This is a genomic window from Hymenobacter sp. UYP22 (assembly GCF_040547285.1).
In the GTDB taxonomy this organism is placed as follows: domain Bacteria; phylum Bacteroidota; class Bacteroidia; order Cytophagales; family Hymenobacteraceae; genus Hymenobacter.
On record NZ_JBEPPK010000007.1, the window covers coordinates 1 to 19,123 of the forward strand.

Annotated in this window: 20 protein-coding genes; 15 read left to right on the forward strand and 5 right to left on the reverse strand. The window is 61.5% G+C overall.

Features of this window, described 5'->3' with window-relative positions; translation table 11 throughout:
* Positions 1 to 131 precede the first annotated feature (131 nt).
* Positions 132 to 698: a GNAT family N-acetyltransferase gene (locus ABIB60_RS12945; RefSeq protein ID WP_354580414.1), complete on the reverse strand. Its 567-nt coding sequence runs from the start codon at positions 696 to 698 to the stop codon at positions 132 to 134.
* A gap of 103 nt (positions 699 to 801) precedes the next feature.
* On the opposite strand from ABIB60_RS12945, the gene ABIB60_RS12950 reads away from it, so the two are divergent.
* Complete coding sequence (locus ABIB60_RS12950; RefSeq protein WP_354580416.1) at positions 802 to 1,230, forward strand: hypothetical protein; 429 nt, start codon at positions 802 to 804, stop codon at positions 1,228 to 1,230.
* 75 nt (positions 1,231 to 1,305) lie between these two features.
* On the opposite strand, the gene ABIB60_RS12955 is transcribed toward ABIB60_RS12950, so the two are convergent.
* From ABIB60_RS12955 to ABIB60_RS12965, 3 genes are all read right to left on the reverse strand, one after another.
* Positions 1,306 to 1,560, reverse strand: coding sequence for a phosphopantetheine-binding protein (locus ABIB60_RS12955; RefSeq protein ID WP_354580418.1), 255 nt, complete (start codon positions 1,558 to 1,560; stop codon positions 1,306 to 1,308).
* A 50-nt stretch (positions 1,561 to 1,610) separates the two neighbouring features.
* Positions 1,611 to 2,195: an HlyD family secretion protein gene (locus ABIB60_RS12960; protein ID WP_354580419.1), complete on the reverse strand. Its 585-nt coding sequence runs from the start codon at positions 2,193 to 2,195 to the stop codon at positions 1,611 to 1,613.
* Positions 2,196 to 2,347: 152 nt separating this feature from the next.
* Positions 2,348 to 2,797: an Rrf2 family transcriptional regulator gene (locus tag ABIB60_RS12965; protein ID WP_315998111.1), complete on the reverse strand. Its 450-nt coding sequence runs from the start codon at positions 2,795 to 2,797 to the stop codon at positions 2,348 to 2,350.
* A gap of 289 nt (positions 2,798 to 3,086) precedes the next feature.
* Between ABIB60_RS12965 and ABIB60_RS12970 the strand changes: the two genes are divergently transcribed.
* The 10 genes from ABIB60_RS12970 to ABIB60_RS13015 all read left to right on the forward strand — a co-directional run bounded on the left by ABIB60_RS12970 (position 3,087) and on the right by ABIB60_RS13015 (position 14,691).
* Positions 3,087 to 4,157, forward strand: a complete 1,071-nt coding sequence (locus ABIB60_RS12970; protein ID WP_354580421.1) for an NADH:flavin oxidoreductase/NADH oxidase — start codon at positions 3,087 to 3,089, stop codon at positions 4,155 to 4,157.
* Between the two features lie 39 nt (positions 4,158 to 4,196).
* A complete protein-coding gene (locus ABIB60_RS12975; RefSeq protein WP_354580422.1) occupies positions 4,197 to 4,682 on the forward strand; it encodes a hypothetical protein in 486 nt (161 codons plus the stop codon).
* Positions 4,683 to 4,826: 144 nt separating this feature from the next.
* Entirely contained in the window at positions 4,827 to 6,926 is a 2,100-nt protein-coding gene (locus tag ABIB60_RS12980; RefSeq protein ID WP_354580423.1) for a M13 family metallopeptidase, read from the forward strand.
* 95 nt (positions 6,927 to 7,021) lie between these two features.
* Positions 7,022 to 9,160, forward strand: coding sequence for a M13 family metallopeptidase (locus ABIB60_RS12985; RefSeq protein WP_354580424.1), 2,139 nt, complete (start codon positions 7,022 to 7,024; stop codon positions 9,158 to 9,160).
* Positions 9,161 to 9,467: 307 nt separating this feature from the next.
* Positions 9,468 to 9,836: a BlaI/MecI/CopY family transcriptional regulator gene (locus tag ABIB60_RS12990; protein ID WP_354580426.1), complete on the forward strand. Its 369-nt coding sequence runs from the start codon at positions 9,468 to 9,470 to the stop codon at positions 9,834 to 9,836.
* On the forward strand, positions 9,833 to 11,242 hold the full coding sequence (locus ABIB60_RS12995) for a M56 family metallopeptidase (RefSeq protein WP_354580427.1): 1,410 nt from the start codon (positions 9,833 to 9,835) through the stop codon (positions 11,240 to 11,242). Before ABIB60_RS12990 ends, ABIB60_RS12995 begins: the two co-directional genes overlap by 4 nt.
* Positions 11,243 to 11,356: 114 nt before the next feature.
* Positions 11,357 to 11,737 (forward strand): hypothetical protein, encoded by a 381-nt coding sequence (locus ABIB60_RS13000; RefSeq protein WP_354580429.1) that lies wholly within the window; start codon positions 11,357 to 11,359, stop codon positions 11,735 to 11,737.
* Positions 11,738 to 11,826: 89 nt separating this feature from the next.
* Positions 11,827 to 12,240 (forward strand): hypothetical protein, encoded by a 414-nt coding sequence (locus ABIB60_RS13005; protein WP_315998119.1) that lies wholly within the window; start codon positions 11,827 to 11,829, stop codon positions 12,238 to 12,240.
* Positions 12,241 to 12,606: 366 nt separating this feature from the next.
* Positions 12,607 to 12,882 (forward strand): hypothetical protein, encoded by a 276-nt coding sequence (locus tag ABIB60_RS13010; protein WP_354580431.1) that lies wholly within the window; start codon positions 12,607 to 12,609, stop codon positions 12,880 to 12,882.
* 180 nt (positions 12,883 to 13,062) lie between these two features.
* Complete coding sequence (locus ABIB60_RS13015) at positions 13,063 to 14,691, forward strand: MFS transporter (protein WP_354580433.1); 1,629 nt, start codon at positions 13,063 to 13,065, stop codon at positions 14,689 to 14,691.
* 93 nt (positions 14,692 to 14,784) lie between these two features.
* On the opposite strand, the gene ABIB60_RS13020 is transcribed toward ABIB60_RS13015, so the two are convergent.
* Positions 14,785 to 16,071 carry a TPM domain-containing protein gene (locus ABIB60_RS13020; RefSeq protein WP_354580434.1) on the reverse strand — a complete coding sequence of 429 codons (1,287 nt, stop codon included), beginning with the start codon at positions 16,069 to 16,071 and terminating at the stop codon, positions 14,785 to 14,787.
* Between the two features lie 174 nt (positions 16,072 to 16,245).
* Between ABIB60_RS13020 and ABIB60_RS13025 the strand changes: the two genes are divergently transcribed.
* The 4 genes from ABIB60_RS13025 to ABIB60_RS13040 all read left to right on the forward strand — a co-directional run bounded on the left by ABIB60_RS13025 (position 16,246) and on the right by ABIB60_RS13040 (position 19,079).
* Positions 16,246 to 16,563 (forward strand): hypothetical protein, encoded by a 318-nt coding sequence (locus tag ABIB60_RS13025; protein WP_354580436.1) that lies wholly within the window; start codon positions 16,246 to 16,248, stop codon positions 16,561 to 16,563.
* A 124-nt stretch (positions 16,564 to 16,687) separates the two neighbouring features.
* Positions 16,688 to 17,797: a catalase family protein gene (locus tag ABIB60_RS13030; protein WP_354580438.1), complete on the forward strand. Its 1,110-nt coding sequence runs from the start codon at positions 16,688 to 16,690 to the stop codon at positions 17,795 to 17,797.
* 506 nt (positions 17,798 to 18,303) lie between these two features.
* Positions 18,304 to 18,675: a DMT family protein gene (locus ABIB60_RS13035; RefSeq protein WP_315998127.1), complete on the forward strand. Its 372-nt coding sequence runs from the start codon at positions 18,304 to 18,306 to the stop codon at positions 18,673 to 18,675.
* A gap of 203 nt (positions 18,676 to 18,878) precedes the next feature.
* Positions 18,879 to 19,079 (forward strand): hypothetical protein, encoded by a 201-nt coding sequence (locus tag ABIB60_RS13040; protein ID WP_354580440.1) that lies wholly within the window; start codon positions 18,879 to 18,881, stop codon positions 19,077 to 19,079.
* Positions 19,080 to 19,123 lie beyond the last annotated feature (44 nt).

Here is a 19,123-nt window from a genome sequence, read left to right on the forward strand (position 1 = left end):
GCGGAGAGAAAGGAGATGGGTCGCACCTCAAATTTCGCTCATGCCGTGGGAGTCCTTTGTGCTTTAACCTGGTGCACCCTTCCTAAACAGGTTCAGAGAGAATTTCGTTCTGACAACCAGCAACTAATAACTCAGGCCTTGGGTGGGGTTTTGTCGGCCTCCGTTACGTCGCGGCCGTAGAGCTGGCGGCCTTCCGCATCGAGGGCATCGGAAATGCGCTTAAAGCCGTTGGACTCCAGGGTGCGGCGGGCTGCCTCGTTGGTGGGCGTGGTGCGGGCGGTGATGTAGCGCACCATAGTGGTATCGGCGGCGTGGCGCAGCAGCCCGGCTACCAGCTCGGAGCCAATGCCCCGGCCCTGCCAATCTTCGGCCACCGAAAACCCGATTTCAACCGTGGCATCAATGGGCGGACCGTGGAAGCCGCCGGCCCCGACCAACGTATTTTTGGGGGCCTCCGCCCCGGCCCGCAACAAAGCGTACCAGCCGTACCAGCCGGCCGCGTCTCGCCCCCCGGTCGTGAGCTGGTCCAGAAAGAACTGCTGGGCATCCGCGTCGTACTCGCCGGGTGGCCAGTGCTGGGGCATTTCAGCCCCCAACAAAACGGGGAAATACCGGGGTTTCTGAAGTTCAGCCGTCAGCAAAGCGCGGCTGGCGGCCAGCAGCGTGAGGCGTTGGGTATAGGCAATCAGTGGAATCATGGGCAACTATACGAATTTAGTCGAGTTTCTGCCGAAGCAGGCCGGAGCGGTTGTTTGGATGCGTAGCCCAACAACTACCTTTGGGTACTTCTTCTTTGCTCCGATGCCGCTACCCGTTCCTGATTACCTGGATGTTACCTACCGCGCCGACCTGGATGTGCTGCTGGCCCGCTGGATGCGCCGCGTAACGCTGGAAGAAATGCAGCAGGGCTACCGGTACCTGCTGGAAAAAGCCGAAGCACATACCTGCCGCTACTGGCTGCTGGATGCCCGCCGCCGCTCCAACACCGACCGGGAAGGAGCCAGCTGGATGATCAACACCTTCCTGCCTGGTTTGCCTGCCCGCCTGGGCGGCCGTACTTACCTGGCGTACCTGCTGGTGCCCATTATCATGCGCGACGTGGAAGCCGACGCCGCCTTCCCACCCGCCAGCTTTTTTGCCGACAAGCCCTTTGTGGGGGAGCGGTTCATTGATGAGCGGGAGGCTATAGCCTGGCTGCAAGCCGCTCACCGGGAGCCAGTGGAAAAATAACCCACTCAGGTTTGCCGCACCTGGGTATTGGCGGGACTAGCTGCGGGCCCTTACGCTTCGCAAAGGCCCGCGGTGCTACTCAATCAGCAGGCCGCTGAGGTGGTGGTCTACGCAGTCGAGCACGTCTTGCACGGTGCGCAGCTGCTCCATTTCTGCGTCCTTGATTTCGATGTGAAAACGATGCTCCAAGTTGATGGCCAACTCCACTAAGTCAATGGAATCAAGGCCGATATCCTCCTGAAGGCGGGAAGACGAGGTGAGCGTGAGAGCCAGATTACGGCGCTTGCGGCGGAGCATGCGCTCCACTTGGTAGTGAATGAGCTGTTCCATAAGAAACGGGGCAAAAACAAGAAAATGCGGATTACGCCTCCGGCGGGAGGCTACTCAACGCTGGTAAGTAGGAGTGTGGTATCGGCGGGAAGTTCAGGAGCCAGCAAGGCCACCACCGAATGAGCCGTCAGTTGGTCGCCCAAGGTGGCGCTAGGCTGCCGGATGGTGCCAGCGGCCGGGGCCGTCACGTACACAAAGCTGAGCATGGGCACGCACTGGGCCAGCCGGGCGCGGGTATCCTCCAGCTGCTGCCGGGCAGTAGCCAGCTCGGGGGTGGTGGCGGGCTGCTGTTGCAGGGCCTCAAAAGCGAGTTGCTGGCGGTGCAGCCGAGCCTGAAGCTGCTGCTGCTGCACGCTGGGCAGGCGCTCCAACAGCTTCAGCAGGAGCTGGCCCTGCTTCACCCGCTGCCCATCCTGAACATATACCTCGTGTACGCGGCCAGCCTGGCCGGCCGCAATAGGTTGCCCGGTTACAGCCGTGGCCGAATCGGGGAGGGTGCGCGCCACCAGCTGAAACTGGGCAGGTGCACTGGAGAAAGAGCTTGCCTGGGCATCGGTGGTAGGCAGCCACAGCGGCAGCATAGCGCTACCGGCCGCAACCGTCAGAATCAGCCCCAGGCCAACAAGTTTTTTCATGGAAACGGGGTGCCGGGCTTACCGGCCTGCACCAGCGGCGCGCTACGGGCGGCCAAGTGGTGGAAACATGCCGCCTGCACTGCGGGCGACGGAAGTGCGTGAAAAACAGATAGTAACCGATTTGGTTACATTTCCGAAGAAATAAAAAAGCCTCAACCAGAAGCCCCGGGGCAGCCCTGGGGCAAGTGCTTGCCAAGCTCCTCCTTCACCTGCGCCACCGACACGGCCGCCAGGGCGGCGCGCATGGCTTCAATAGCGGGGCCAAACAGGCCATCTAGGGTTTCCTGCATTACCCGGCCCAGGTCGCAGTGGGAGCTGGGGTTAGTACTATTCACCTGAAACAAATCGGGCTCCGATTCCTGCACGGCCCGGAATACGTCCAGCAGGGAAATATCGGTGGCCGGGCGGGCTAGGAGGGTGCCGCCACCCGCGCCGCGTTGGCTCTGCACCAGGCCCGCCTCGCGCAGGGTGCCCACCAAGCGGCGCACCACCACCGGGTGCGTGCCCGCGCTGCTGGCCAACACCTCCGACGACACCGGTTGGCTGCCGGCGTGCGCCAGATAGGCCAAAATGTGCGTTGCCACGGCGAAACGGGTGTTCATACGGGAGTAAGTAACAAATTTGGTTACAAATGTACGACGCCAATTGGTTGTGCGCAATCTGTTGCCCGAAATAAATATGTACAGTTGCTGCCATGCGGTAGTGAAACTGGCCAAAGAGCTGGTTCCACTCCGGCTGACGGACAAGGAGCAGAAATACCTTATTCTCTGCCAGCAGTACACCGCCTGCAGTTACCCAACCAGGTAGTTGCTCCGGCCGCTGATAACCCTACGATGGAACTGATGGTTTAGGAATCTTTCCGGCTACGTTGCCTTCAACTTTCTACATACAATGGCCCAGCTTTTCACGCCGCTGCAGCAGCGCGGCATTACGCTCAAAAACCGCATTGTCATCTCGCCCATGTGCCAGTACAGCGCCCAGGATGGCTTCAGCAACGACTGGCACCTGGTGCACCTGGGCTCCCGGGCCGTGGGTGGGGCTGCCCTTATTTTGCTGGAAGCCACGGCTGTGGTGCCTGAGGGCCGCATCACCCCCGACGACTTAGGCATCTGGCAGGAAGACCACTTGCCCGGCCTCCGGCGCATTGTGGAGTTTCTGAAGCAGGAGGACTGCGTACCCGGTATTCAACTGGCCCACGCCGGTCGGAAAGCCAGCCACGCCAGCCCCTGGAAAGGCGGCCAGCAGCTTGGCCCCGAGGCCGGTGGGTGGCTCACGGTAGCCCCCTCGGCCCAGCCCTTTACTGATGAGGAAACTGCTCCTCTGGCTCTCGATGCAGCGGGTATTCATGCGGTAGTGGAGGCTTTCCGCCTGGCTGCGCGCCGGGCCGTGGAGGTGGGGTTTGAGGTGCTGGAAGTGCACGCGGCCCACGGCTACCTGCTCCACCAGTTTATGTCGCCGCTCAGCAACCAGCGCACCGATGCGTATGGTGGCTCCTTTGAGAACCGGATTCGGCTGCTGCTGGAAGTAGTGGCCGCCACCCGCGCCGAAATGCCCGAGCACCTGCCGCTATGGGTGCGCGTTTCGGCTACCGACTGGACGGAGGGCGGTTGGACTGCCGAGGATACGGTGCGGCTGGCCGCCATCCTGCAAGAAAACGGCGTGGACCTGCTCGACTGCTCAACCGGCGGCAATGTACCCAAGGCCGATATTCCGGTGGGCCCCGGCTACCAGGTGCAGTTTGCCGAGCAGGTGCGCCGCGAAACGGGCCTGGCTACCGGTGCCGTTGGCCTGATTACTGAAGCGCAGCAGGCGGAACATATTCTGGCGGCCGGGCAGGCTGATGTTATTCTGCTGGCCCGGGAGTCGTTGCGGGATGCCTATTTCCCCCTGCGCGCCGCCCAGGAGCTGGGAGCCGGAGTAGCCTGGCCGCTGCAGTATGAGCGGGCCAAACCGCGCCACTAAAAAGCCAAAGCGGGTAACAACTGCCCAGTTAAATTACGTATGCCCTCAAGACCAGCCTGCAGGTGCCCGGCGCACCTCACGACCGGCCTCTCGCGCATGTCCGACTACTCCACCCCCGATTTTCCCATCATCTACCGCCCCGACCTGCACATCCTGGTGGGGCGGTGGATGGTGGAAATAACTCGGGCCGAGCAAGTAAAAGAAAACTACTTGCAGTTGTTTCGGGCGGCGGCAGAAGTGGATAACTGTCGCTTCTGGCTGCTGGATGCCCGGCGGCGCTTCCGCACGGTAGTAGAAATTACTAACTGGGTGAACTCCCAGGTGCCCGATATGGCGCTGGAAAAGCTGAAGGGAGAAATCCGCATAGCCTTTCTGCTGGCTCCCGGCCAACTCCTGGCCTCCACCGATTCGCCCCCGTTTCCGGCCTTGTTTCATCCGGTTACCGGCCACCCCATGTCGGCGCAGTTCACCGATGAAGGCCAGGCCATTGCCTGGTTGCAGGCCCAGCAGACTCAACCCCAATAAAGTGCCAAACCTGCTTTTTGCGCGGGCGAAGCGGCCGGTAGCCCAGTGGGTTGTCGGCCGCTTCGCTTTAGCGGGCTGCCTAACTGCCGCAACCTTTCCCAACTCAGCACGACTTTAGGCGAAGCCTACCCTGTATTTCGCTGAATGAAAAACCTTTCTGCACCAAACCGGGCCGGCGCGGCGGCCCTGCTGCTGGCCCTGGCCGGCTGTGCCACTACCCAGCCAGCCACTACCAATAGCACCACTACGCCGGCCGTTACCGCTGCCGCCAACATACCCGGCCGTAGCATCAACCCCCAGGATGTGGACCGCGCCGTGTCGCCCTGCGAGGATTTCTACCAATTTTCGGGCGGCAACTGGCTGCGCAACAACCCCGTGCCGGGCTACGCATCCAGCTGGGGCCCGCGCAACCTGCTCGGCGACCGTACCCAGGCCACGCTGCGCCGGATTCTGGAAGATGCCGCAGCCAACCGCTCGGCTACCGCCGGGTCCAACCTGCAGAAAGTAGGCGACTTTTACGCCTCCGGTATGGACTCAGTGGGGCTGGAAAAAGCCGGCCTCACGTACCTGAAACCGGAGCTGCAGCGCATTGCCGCTATTAAAGACCTGCCCGCTTTCCGGGTAGAAATGGCCCGCCAGCAGACGCTGGGTACCGGCGCTTTCTTCCGGGCTGGCGTCAGCCCCGACCGCAAAAACAGCTCAGTGTACGCCGTGAGCATGAGCCAGGGCGGCCTGGGCATGCCCGACCGGGACTACTACCTCAAGGACGACGCCCGTTCCAAAACTGTACGTGCCGCCTACGTCACCTACCTCACCAACACCTTCAAGCTGCTCGGCGACGCCGAGCCGATGGCCGCCGCCAAAGCCGCCACCGTACTGCGCGTGGAAACCCGCTTGGCCAAAGCCAGCAAAGACCGGGTTTCGCTCCGCGACCCGTATGCCAGCTACAACAAGATGACGGTGGCCGAGGCCGACCGGCAGTTCCCGAACCTGCAACTCTCGGCCTTACTCAAGCGCAACGGGTTGGGCGCGGCTCAGGAGGTAATTGTGGGCCAGCCTGAGTTCTTTAAGGAAGTGAGCGACCTACTGAAACAGGAGCCGCTGCAGGACCTGAAAACCTACCTGAGCTGGCAGCTGGTCTCCTCGGTGCCTTCGGCCCTGCCCCAGGCGTTCAGCAACGAGGCCTTCCGCTTTGCGCAGGTGCAAAGCGGAGCCCGGCAGCAGCCCACCCGCTGGAAACGCATGCTGGCCGCTACCGATGGCACCCTGGGCGAAGCCTTCGGGCAGCTCTACGTGGATCAGGCGTTTTCGCCCGCCGCCAAGCAGAAGGCCCTGGATATGCTGGCCAACATCCGCGAATCGATGGCCGACCACATCCGGACCAACACTTGGATGAGCGAATCCACCAAGCAGGAAGCCCTCAAAAAACTCGGCGCCCTGCGCGTGAAAATCGGTTACCCCGACCAGTGGAAGGACTACTCCCAGCTGACCATTTCGCGGGACTCCTACCTGAAAAACGTGTTGGCGGCGCGCCAGTGGAACTACCAGCAGAACGTGAAGAAGTTTGGTGGGCCCATTGACCGTACTGAGTGGAGTATGACACCGCCCACCATCAATGCCTACTACAGCCCGCCGATGAACGAAATCGTGTTTCCGGCCGGCTACCTGCAGCCCCCGTTCTTCGACCCCGAAGCCGACGACGCGGTCAACTACGGCGCTATTGGCGGCGTGATGGGCCACGAAATGACCCACGGCTTCGACGACTCCGGCCGGCAGTACGACTCGGAAGGCAACCTGCGCGACTGGTGGACGCCCGCCGACGCGGCCGAATTCACGAAGCGCGCGGCCGTGGTGGGCACCCAGTACTCGGCCTTCTCCCCCCTGGACTCGGTGTACGTGAACGGTAAGCTGACCATGGGCGAAAACCTGGCCGACTTTGCCGGCCTCACCATCGTGTACGCGGCCCTGCAGAAGCAGCTCGATAAGCAGTACGGCAAAGGCAACCGCCCGCTCATCGACGGCTTCACGCCTGAGCAACGCTTCTTCCTGAGCTGGGCCCAGCTGCGCCGCCAGAACATCCGCCCCGAAGCCCTGCGCCAGCAAATCCTCACCGACCCTCACTCACCCGGCCAGTACCGTACCATCGGCCCCCTCATGAACATGCCCGAGTTCTACCAGGCCTTCGGCTGCACACCGGGCCAGAAAATGGTACGCCCCGACGCCGAGCGGGCGGTAATTTGGTAGTCTGAAGTAAAACTAGTTCCCCTCCTTTCCAAGGAGGGGAACTGCTCTAGTCTTTAACGTCTCAACTTCTTCCACAACCTTCATTTTCCGCATCTATGACCCCACAACGCACTTTCCTGCTCACGCTGGGTACGGCCGCCGGGCTAGCCCTGGCCGGCTGCGCTGCCAGTACCCCCGCCACCACTGCCTCGACTACCACCGATACAGCCACCTCAACGGCCACTGCCACCGATGCCACGGCTACGGCTCAGGCCGGCCCCGTGCTGCCCGGCGTGGGCCTTGACCCCGCCAACATTGATAAGTCGGTGAACCCCTGCGACGACTTCTTTCAGTACGCTTCGGGCACCTGGCTCAAGAACAACCCGATTCCGGCTGCCGAGTCGCGCTGGAGTTCCTGGAACGGGCTCATCAACCAGAATGAGGCCGTAATGCGCCAGATCCTGGAAACCTCCGCCGCCAACAAAACCGCCGCCAAGGGCTCCAACCTGCAGAAAGTAGGCGACTACTACGCCACGGCCATGGACTCAGTAGCCATTGACAAAGCCGGCCTGAAATACCTGCAGCCGGAGCTCAGCCGCATCAACGCCGTGAAGGACCTACGGGGGCTGCAGACTGAGCTGGTGCGCGCCCAGCGCCTGCAAACCCGCTCGGTATTCGGGCTGGGCGTAAGCCAGGACCGCAAGAAGAGCGACGAGTACGCCCTCTACCTCAGCCAGGGCGGCCTGAGTCTGCCCGACCGGGACTACTACCTCAAGGACGATGCCCGCTCGAAAGCCATCCGCACGGCCTACACCACCTACCTCACCAACACCTTTAAGATGCTGGGCGAAAGCCCGGCCGTGGCTGCCAAAAGCGCCGCCACGGTGCTGCGCCTCGAAACCCGGCTCGCCAAAGCCAGCAAGGACCGGGTAGCCCTGCGTGACCCATACGCCAACTACAACAAGATGACGGTGGCCGAGGCCGCCCAGAAATACCCTAACCTGGGCCTTCCCGTGATGCTGCCCGCCCTGGGCCTCAGCTCGGCCAAAGAGGTGATTGTGGGCCAGCCCGAATTCCTGGCCGAAGCCAGCACCGCTTTGAAACAGGAGCCGCTGCAGGACTGGAAAACCTACCTGCGCTGGCACCTCACGTCCTCCGTTATGTCGGCCTTGCCCCAGTCGTTTGGCGATGAGTCGTTCCGGTTTCAGCAGGTGCTGAGCGGGGCCAAGCAGCAGCAGCCCCGCTGGAAGCGCATGCTCCGCGCCACCGATGGGGCCCTGGGCGAGGCCTTCGGCCAGCTGTACGTGGATAAGGCCTTCGCGCCCGAAACCAAGGTGAAGGCCCAGCAGATGGTGGCCAACATCAAGGAAGCCATGGGCGAGCATATCCGCGGGCTGGAGTGGATGAGCGGCGCCACCAAGGAGGAAGCCCTCAAGAAGCTCAACGCCTTCACCGTCAAAATCGGCTACCCTGACAAGTGGAAGGATTATTCGGCCCTCACGATGAGCCGGGAGTCGTACCTGAAAAATGTGCTGGCGGCCCGCGAGTGGGAATCCAAGGACAACCTGAGCCGCTACGGCAAGCCGATTGACCGCTCCGTGTGGGGCATGACCCCGCCCACGGTAAATGCCTACTACAACTCCTCCCTCAACGAAATCGTGTTTCCCGCTGGCATCATGCAGCCGCCGTTCTTCGACCCCAAGGCCGACGACGCGGTGAACTACGGCGGTATGGGCGCGGTAATCGGCCACGAAATCACTCATGGCTTCGACGACCGGGGCCGGCAGTCGGACGCTCAGGGCAACCTGCGCGACTGGTGGACCAAGGAGGACGCGGCCGAATTCACGAAGCGCGCCGACATGGTGGGGGCCCAGTATTCGGCCTTCCAGCCCCTGGATTCGGTGTTTGTGAACGGCAAGCTGACTATGGGCGAAAACCTGGCCGACTTCGGCGGCTTGGCCCTGGCCTACTCGGCCCTGCAAAAGGAACTACAGCAGAAATACGGCAGCAACCCCCGCCCCCGCTACGACGGCTTCACGCCCGAGCAGCGCTTCTTCCTGGGTTGGGCGCAGGTGTGGCGCACCAACGCCCGCCCCGAGTACCTGCGCCAGCAGGTGCTTACTGACCCGCACTCCCCGGCCCAGTACCGCACCAACGGCCCCCTCATGAACATGCCCGAGTTCTACGAAGCCTTTGGCTGCAAAGACCAGGGCAAAATGGTACGCGCCCAAAACCAGCGGGCCCGCATCTGGTAGCGGAAACGCCCCGGCGGCTATAGGAGTTGTCGGGGCGGGCCATCAAGGTCTGTAGAGACGCGTATTTGCGTCTCATCGTCCGCGTGCCGCTTGCTTCGGCCATGACATCAGCAACCACGTCATTCTGCGTCGGGTGAAACAACATCACCAACGACGAAACGCGAATACGCGTCTCTACACCAAAGAGGCCGCTTGCATCATGCAGGCGGCCTCTTTCTTTTTTGATGAAAAATATTTGTCGTTGATAACCAAAGAGTATGAATTATTCGTAGAATTACGAAAGATTCGTATTAAGAAATGTAATCCAATGGAACGATTAACTCAACCCGAGGAAGAGGCTATGCGTGGCTTCTGGCAGTTGGGCGGCGGCTTCATCAAAGATGTGCTGGAACTGCTGCCCGAGCCCCGGCCGCCCTACACCACCCTGGCCTCCACGGTGCGCAATCTGGAGCGCAAAGGCTACCTGAGCAGCCGCAAGCTGGGCAACACGTTCCGGTTTGTGCCCAGCGTGACGGCCGAGGAGTATCGGCGGCGCTTTCTGGGCTCCTTTGTGGGTAACTACTTCCGCAACTCCTATAAGGAGATGGTGTCGTTTTTTGCCCAGGAGCAGAAAATTACGCCCGAGGAGCTGCAGGATATTATTGATATGATTGAAAACCGTAAGTCCCGGCCATGATACCGCCCCTGCTGCTGTATCTGCTTAAAACCCAGGTAGCGTTGCTGCTGCTGCTGGGGGTGTACTACGGACTGCTGCGCCGACTCACGTTTCATCAGCTCAACCGGGCGTATCTGCTGGCCGCCCTGGCGTTGGCAGCCCTGTACCCCGTGCTCGATTTGAGCAGCCTGCGCCCAGCGGTAGCGCCATCCGTGCCGCTGGCGGTAGTGCTGCCCACTTGGCCGGCCGCCCCGGCTACGCTACCTGCAGTTGCTACCGGGCCTACCTCCGAAAGCTGGCTGCTGATGGCTTATGGGCTGGGCGTGGCTGTGCTGCTGATACTGCTGCTGGTGCAGGGCGCGTCGTTGTGGCGGCTGCACCGGGCTTCCCAACCGGCGGAGGCCGATGGCCTGCAGTTCCGGGCGGTGGCCGGGGCGGTGAGCCCGTTCTCGTTTGGGCGCGCCATCTACCTCAACCCCGCCCACCACGCCCCGGCTGAGTTGCCTACCATTCTGCTACATGAGCAAGTACATGTACGCCAGGTCCACACCTTGGATGTGCTGTTGGGCCATGTGCACCGGGCCCTGGCCTGGGCCAGCCCCGCCGCCTGGCTGTGGCTGCGCGCCGCCCAGGAGAACCTGGAGTTCATTGCCGATGCCGCCGTGCTGCACGAGAGCCGACTGGCCCCGAAGCAGTATCAATACAGCCTGGTGCGGCTGAGTGCGCTGGCCGCGGGGCCGGCATTGGTCACGCCTTTCTCCTTTATCACCCTCAAAAACCGTATTCGTATGATGAATTCCCTGCCTTCGGGTCGGCGGCAGCTGCTGCGCTACGTTGCTGGCTTTACCCTGCTGACTGGCCTGGCCGTGAGCTGCGCTACGCCGAAACAGGCTGAGTTACCCAAGCCCGTAAGTTCTGTAGAGCAGCAGGCCCAAACTATGGCCGACCAAGCATTCTACTTTGTTGATGGTCTTCCTTCCACCCAGGCAGCAGCCCAGCAAATAGATCCGGCCGCACTGAAAAGTGTGCACGTTTTGAAAGGCCGCAAATTCATGCCGGGCTTCAACGAAGCCGCATTCCGCCAGGATTTTGGCGAAATGGGCGATAAAGGCGTGATATTGCTAGTTACCAAGCAGGGAGAAAATTCTGACGCGTTGCGCGCTTTCAATACCAAGTACAACATCACATTCCGAGTGCAGAGCCCGCAAGACAAAGCAGTAGTTGAGGCAATAACGGAGAACAAATCCATTACTGCCGCCGACCTCAAGGGCCGGCTGTTACTGCTCAATGCAAAGGAAGTACTTCCGGAGGAGGTAAAAACTACTCCCGGCGACATCCAAAGCGTGTATGTGCTTGATGCAGAGCAGGCAGTTAAAAAGTACGGTGAAAAAGGCCGACAAGGTGCTGTTCTGATTACCACCAAATAAGTGTAGGTACGTAGAGTAGCATGAAACACAAGCACGAGCCGCTACCCTGCCCAAAGTAAGGCAACGGGTAGCGGCTCGGGCTTGCGGCACAAACTTTGTGAGCTGCTTCGGCCTATGCGTATTCTTACCACTCTTCGTTCTACTGCTTTCGGCACTGGCCTTTTGTTGCTGCTGGGCATTACGGCTCCGGCCGCGCAGGCCCAAGGTGCTCCGGCCGTGCCTGCTCAGGCCAGCGGCCCCAGCCTATATTTCCTGGATGGGCAACCCTCCACCCAAGAGGCTATCAACCAGCTTAACCGCCGCACCATTGCCAGCGTGAACATCGTGAAGGGCCCCGACGCTACCCGCATTTTTGGGGCGGAGGCGGCCGACGGCGTAATGATAGTAGTGACCAAGCGCAATGTGGGCTCCGAGGCCGTGGCGGAGTTCAACCGCCGTTACGATATCCGGCCCACGGAAACGCCGGTGCCACCAGCCAAGCCGCAGCAGCCGTAGCTGTTAGTAAGCTCAGCCGTACCAACGCAACTGCCGGCTGGCCCGTATCGGGATACTCCTTTCCCTATGTGCCACGTTGCGTTGTCTGCATGACCACTACCTCCCTTGCCGATTTCCTTCAGCTAACCCACCGCTCCGACCTGGGTATTGTAACTGCCCGCTGGACGCGCCCAACTACCTCCCCCGAGCTACGGGCCGGCTACCAGGAGCTTATGCGCTACGCTACCTCCTGCGAATCGTGCCGCCGCTGGCTGATTGACTCCCGCCGCCGGACCCAGGTAGATGCCCGGGATGTACACTGGCTCACCGAGGACTTCTATCCGCTGCTGCGGCAGTACCTGGGCGGACATGTGTACCTGGCTTTCCTGATTGCGCCCTACCAGGCCGATGATGTGCAGGACGAAAGCCTCCCGCAACTGCCCCATACCCACGGCGACTATTGCTCCCTAAACCAGTTTACGGACGAGGGCGAGGCAGTACGCTGGCTGTGTTCCAGAGTATAAAGCCAAGACTACAGTCCCTTTTCAGCAGCCAAAGCCCATTGCCGTTACTGGTAGTGGGTTTTTTTATGCGTGAGTAATAAACTTTGGCCTGTTGCTGAAAGTAGCCGGACGGGTTCCAGGTAGCCTATAATTACAGGTTGCTACATTGGTATATGCAAGAAAAATACAATAATTTGTTTGTAATATTAGATGTGCAAAATATTCATGAAAATATGAATTTTTTTAGTTACTGCGTTTCCTATACCTTCACTGTTAGCAAGATGGCTGTACTGAATTTCGTTTGGAACAGAAGGCTTGTTTTCTTTTCACCACCTCTTTTCCTCTCTTATGTTCAAAACACTACTCTTGTTGCTTTTGGCCTTCGTTATGCTGTTGGAACCAGAGGTGGTTCTGGCCCGCACTGCCGGAGTAGCTGACCCCGCCAGCACCGAAATGGTGAGCAGCGTTTCTCTGTTCCGCAAGGCTACCAAGCGTGGCCGGCCCAACTACAAGCCGTACCGTGGCAACAGCCGCCACAAAATGAAAAAGCTGGGCGTGTACAAACGGTGGCGTCTGCGCGTGAAAGCGCAAAAGAAAAAGCGCAGCCGTGGCCTCCAGCCCAGCGTGAAAGTAGGAGCCCCCGTTCGGACGCTGAAAAAATAGCTGCCCCGGCCACTGGCCGCTGAATAGTACAGCAACAGCCGCTTTCCAGCTTGGGAGGCGGCTGTTTGCGTGTGGAGCTGCCAGAGAGAAAGTAGGCCGGGTAATCGGCGGGGCGCAACCCTGGGCGGACTCCAGTGGTTATTGGCGGTGCGGCCGCCACTTTACGGCTTCTGTTTCCCTATGAAAGCGCCTTCCCTGCGCACGCCCTTCCTGTACCCGGTGTTTCGGGCCATCTGGCTGGCCTCCGTGGTATCAAACGTGGGTACCTGGATGCAGAACGTGGCCGGAGTGTGGCTCGTGACTACCCTAACCACTTCGGCCCTGCTGGTAGCCCTTATGCAAACCGCCACCAGCCTGCCGGCCTTTTTGCTGAGCCTGCCCGCAGGGGCCCTCGGCGACCTGGTAGACCGGCGCCGGCTGTTGCTGTTCACGCAGGCATTTATGGCAGTGGTGGCCCTGCTGCTCGGTGGTCTCACGCTGGCCGGGTACATATCGGCTGCCAGTGTGCTGGGACTCACGTTTCTGCTAGGAATAGGGGCGGCTATCAACATGCCCATCTGGCAAACGGTAACGGTGGAGCTGGTGCCCCGGCCGGCGCTGCCGTTTGCCATTACGCTCAACGGCGTCAGCAACAACATTGCCCGGGCCATTGGGCCGGCGCTGGGCGGATTGATTATAGCGCACTACTCGGCGGGGTACGTGTTTCTGCTCAACGGCCTCTCGTTTGTGGGTACCTGGTGGGTGGTGCGCAACTGGCGGCGTGCCCCGGATGCCAGTCCGGGCCCGGCCGAAGGGTTTGCCGGGGCACTGCGCACGGGGCTGCGGTACGTGCAGTATTCGCCGGCTATTTACGCAGTGCTGGTGCGCACGTTTGCCTTTGCTTTTGGGGCCAGTGCCATGTGGGCGCTGCTGTCGGTGGTGGCGGCGCGGCGGCTGCACCTAAGCTCGGGTTCCTATGGGGTACTGTTGTCGTGGTTGGGGGCGGGGGCCATTACCGGGGCGTTTCTGATGGGCCGGGCCGGCAGCCGGCTCACCTACAACCAGCGGGTGTTGCTGGGCTCGGGGGTGTTTGTGGGCACCAACCTGGGGCTGGCTTTCATTCCCTCGGAAATAGGGCTGTATCCGGTGATGTTTCTCTCGGGGGTAGGTTGGCTGATGGTGATGACCAGCTTTAGCACCACCGTACAGCTGCACGTGCCCCGTTGGGTGCAGGCTCGGGTGGTAAGCGTGTATATGCTGGTGTTTCAGGCCGGGTTGGCGCTGGGCAGCGTGGCGTGGGGTGAGCTGGCCGACCGCGCCTCCCTGCACGTAGCCCTGCTGGCCGCCGCCGCTTGGATGCTGGCTAGCCTGGGGCTGGCGCTGCCGTTTCCTATGCGCTCCGCCGATGGCCTCAACCTCGACCCCGCCGAGCTGGGACCACCTCCCCATGTGCCCGGCGCCCTGGAGGCCGATGACGGGCCAGTGGTTGTGATGGTAGACTACCAGGTGCCGCTCAGCAGCCAGCCGGCTTTCCGCGAGGCCGTGGCCCGCCTCACCCGCCTGCGCCTGCGCAACGGAGCACTGCGCGCCGGCGTGTACACGGATATCCTGGAACCCACCCGCCTGACGGAGTTTTATTACGTGGCTACCTGGGGCGAGTATGAGCGCCAGCACCACCGCTTCACCCGTGAGGATCAGGCCACCGAAGCCCAAGTGTTGCAGTACCACACAGGTCCCAAAGCGCCCCGGGTCAGCCGCTTTCTGGGGTTCCCACAAACCAGCAACGTAGAGCTGCCCGCCCCCGTCGAAAGCATCGAAAATCAGCGTTGAGCTATTCAGGCAGCCCTCCTGAAAAAGGGAGCGGCGAGCAGCAAGGCCAAAGCCCCGCTGCTCGCCGCCGCTTACGTGCCCTATTACAGTAGCTTACCAGGAGCCACTGTTGTCATTGGTGTCATCAAAACCGCCCCCGCCGGTGTCATCCGAGGATGAATCATCGTAGGAGGAACTGTCGCCGGAAAAGTAGTCGGGCTCCGCGCCGCCGCTGTCCGGGGCAAAGTAATCGGGGGCGCTATCGGCCTCTGCCGCTGCACCACCCAGAAAAGGGAAGGCCCCGCTGCCACCGCCGGCATCCGGGTTGGAGTGGGCGGGGTTATCCAGGGGCTGAGCGGGCGCATTGGGGGAGAGGTGGGGCGTGTTATCGTCGTTGCGGTTAGCCATGCGGTTACCCATGTAGGCCCCAGCGGCGGCGGCGGCTCCCGTGAGCAGCACGTTGCCCATCCCGGAGCCCATCCCCGAGCCGCCGCCCATGCCTCCTGCGCCACCACCCCGGTTCGAGAGAAAATCGGGGCCCTGTTGGGTACCCCCCTGCTGGTTGCCGTAGCCGCTGCGGCCGTAGTTGCCGGCCGGGCCGTTAGGTTGGGTGGGCTGGTTAGGCAGGAAGTCGGGCGCGCTACCCGTTGCCGGTGCGCTCCGCCGCCGAAACAGCTTCGACACCAGCCACAGGCCGCCGCCAATGACCACCACGGCCAACACCAGCGTGCCAATCCCAAACCCCGACGACTCTGGCTCGGCTGGAGCAACCGGAGCGGAGGGCAGAGCGGTGGCTGGTTCAGGCGCGGCTGTTGCCAGCTCATCGGGGGAAGTGGTAGCCTGGTCTGAAGCTTGGGCGGCACCAGTAGGAGCGGAGGCAGCGGCGCCGGCGGGTTGGGGGGCAGAGCTGGGGTCGGCGGCGTACATCAGGGAGTTCAGGCCCGTGCGCAGGCCCGCGAAGTAGTTGCCCTGCTTGAAGCGGGGCGTCATTTGCCCAATTACCCGGCTGGTTACCTCGGGCGTGATGCGGCTGCGCAGCCCCGAGCCCGCCTGAATGGTTACGGCGCGTTCCTGCTTGCTCAGCAGCAGTACCACGCCATTGTCCTTGTCGCGCTGGCCCAGGCCCCAGGCCGTGCCCAGCGCCCGGCCGTAGTCGGCGGCCGACTGCCCACCCAGCGTAGGCACCGTTACTACTACTATCTGGGGGCCGTTGTTGTCGGCGTAGCGGCGCAGGCCGCTTTCCAGGGTCTTCGCGTCGGCGGGGCTCAGCAGCTGGGCCTGGTCGTTCACGAACTGGAAGGGCGCGGGACGGGGCGGTAGGCCGGCACCCGACTGAGCCAGGGCGGCCGACATACTGCCCAGCCCCAGGAAAAACAGAAATACAAGCAGGAAGCGAGGCATAGCAGTGGATAAGGAAGGAGGGTGGCGGTTTTTTTCCTGCCTACGGCGGCGGGCCCTTCTCCGTTTAGCCGGCCCAGGGTAGGAACCTTCGCGCAGGTGGGCCGTAGGGCAGAAGACTACCCGGGGCGCGGCCGTCACCGGCTTTGTCTCTCCCACCTTGTGCGCTACTTCGCTATGCTACTGTCTCGTTTCCTTGCCGTTGCCGGTCTGCTCATCTCGGGCACTGCCGCCGCCCAGGCCCAAAACCGCGCGCCCGTTACGCCTACCCGCCACCACCCCACGGAGCGCATTAGCCCGGTGCCCGGCGTAACCCTGCCGTCCGGGGTAGGCCAGGGCAAAGCGGAGCCGCTGCCCATTCCCACCGATGTAAACCCCAATGGTACCCTGCCCCAGCCCAAATTACCCAGTGGCCAGGTCACCGTTGATTCGGTGCAGGTAACGCCCACCCCGCAGCCGCGCCGCACGGCCCCCGCCCGCCGCAAGCGGCAGTAAAAACAGGTTTTAGCTGGCAGACGGTTGAAAAGGCTCCTTTATAGAGTTCCACCACAACTCCCGACAAGGTCAACCGTACCGGATGAGTAGCCTCTGCAGTTCCGCGGGGTATCAACCCATTTTTATGCCCGAATCTGCTTCGCACCCGTATGTCCGCTTCGATTCCGGAGTGGAGGAAATCCAGCCTAATGAGCAGCAGCTCACCAACGAGACTGTGGAGTCGATGGCCCGGGTGAACCGCTTCATGTTTGAGAAGCACCGCCACGCCATCCGCGACGCCCACGCCAAAAGCCACGGCATTCTGCGCGGGGAGCTGCACGTGTATCCTAACCTGCCCGAGCACCTGGCCCAGGGCATGTTCCGGGAGCCCAAAACCTACCCGGTTATCATCCGGCTGTCGTCGGCCCCCGGCTCCATCGACCCCGACACGCAGTCGGCAGTGAAAGGGCTGGCCGTGAAAATCATCGGGGTAGAAGGTAAGAAATTTCTGCCCGACCAGGCCGACGAGGTAACCCAGGATTTCCTGATGGTAAACGACACCATCATTCCCACCGGCGACATCAAGAGCTACCATGATATGCAGCTGCGCCAGGAAAAGGTGATTGTCAATGCCCCGGAGGTAGTTACCAAACTCATGACGGAGGCCGGCACCCTGGTAAATCAGGCGCTGGATGCCGTGGGTATTAAAAAGGAAATACCACTGGTGGTGCCGCCCCACCCCAACAACCATATTCTGGGCGAAACCTACACCACGCTCGGCTCCATCCGTTTCGGTGACTATGTGTCCAAAATCAGTGTGGCGCCGCTGTCGGCTAACGTACAGTTGTTGGCTGGGGAACACGTGAAAATTACCGACCCGGCCGGGTGGCGCGACTTGGTGGTGGACTTTTTCCGCACTCAGGGCGCCGAGTACGAGCTGCGGGCCCAGCTCTGCACCGACCTCAAGGCCATGCCCGTGGAGGACGCCTCCGTGGATTGGCCCCAGGACCAGAGCCCTTACCAGCCCCTCGGCAAACTTGTACTACCGGCGCAGGATGCCTTCAGTCCCGCCCGCCGGGCCTTTGCCGATGATGTGCTCTCGTTCAACCCCTTCCACTGTCTGCCCGAGCATTTGCCGCTGGGCTCCATCAACCGGGCGCGCATCAAAGCCTACGAAACCTCCACGGCCTACCGTCACCGCATGAACGCCCAGCCCCGCATCGAGCCCCGCGACATCAACCAGCTGCCTGACTAACCTACGCTATCCGGCCTTGTCGGCAGCTTCGGTGTGGTTGTGCACGAGCACCATCACCATCACCCCCGCAAGTGGAAGGGGCCAAACGCCATTATTATCAGCCCCGCCCCGTACTGCTGGTGCCGGCTCAGCCCGTGTACTACGCCCCCCGCGGCTATGGGCACGGCCGGGGACATGGCCACGGACACGGACGGCACTAGGTGCTGATAAGCAGAATAGAAAAGGCTTCCGCATGCAGCAGAAGCCTTTTTTGTTTCCAGCCGGATTCCGGGAGTAAGCATGGCGCCGGAAGGCGGTTTGAGCCTTCACCGGTCCTCGATTCCAAATAAGACTAAAGTATTTTTCAGCGCAAGCAGGCCAATCAGTACGGCTCGGCTTCCCAGTCAACGTATGTACACGCAAATGCACTGCTGGCTGATACTTAGCTGAAGATTTCTTCAGGTGGGCTTCAGCCATTCTTAATGTGCCGTTCGGTATTTCACGCGTTCATCTCCCTGTCTCCCCTCATGAAAACCCTCTACACCATTGGCCTGCTGATTCTCTCCAACATATTCATGACGCTGGCCTGGTACGGGCATTTGCAGTTCAAAACTATGCCCGCCTTCCGCAACATCACCCTGTTCGGGGTAATTATGATTAGCTGGGGGCTGGCCTTTTTCGAGTACATTTTCCAGGTGCCCGCCAACCGCATCGGCTACAAAGAGGATGGTGGTCCGTTCTCCCTGTTCGAGTTGAAAACCATTCAGGAAGCCGTGTCGCTGATTGTGTTTACGCTCATCACCGTGTACGTTTTCAAAACTGAGAAGCTGGCCTGGAACCACCTCGTGGGCTTCGGGCTGATTGTGCTGGCCGTGTTTTTCATCTTCAAGAAGTGGTAGACCGCGCCGCGCAAGCGCCTTCGGCTGCTGTTTCTTCTGCTGCTCATGCCGGCTTCTGCTTCGGCCGCCGCTAAGCGGCGCAGCGTGCGGCCTCTGGCCCCGCTGAACCCGTGCCTGGCCGACGTCCTCGACGGTGTGGGCCCATACCTGGCCATTTACCTGCTCACGGTCCGGCACTGGGCCCCGGCCCCATTGGTATTGCCATGGCGTTGCCGGGGCTGGTGGCCGTGCAGCTCCACCCGCCCGCCAGCACGTTGGTAGATAAGACCAAGCGGGAGCTGCTAGTACTGGGGCTGGTGGGCCACCGCCGCTTCGCCCACCAAACCGGCCTCAATGAGGCCCTCAACCACGCCGGTAACGTGCTGACTGCCGCGTTGTCCAGCCTTACCAGAGAGCAAATTTAGTGACCATCATGCCGAGCGCAGCCGAGGAGTCTCGCGTGCTGATG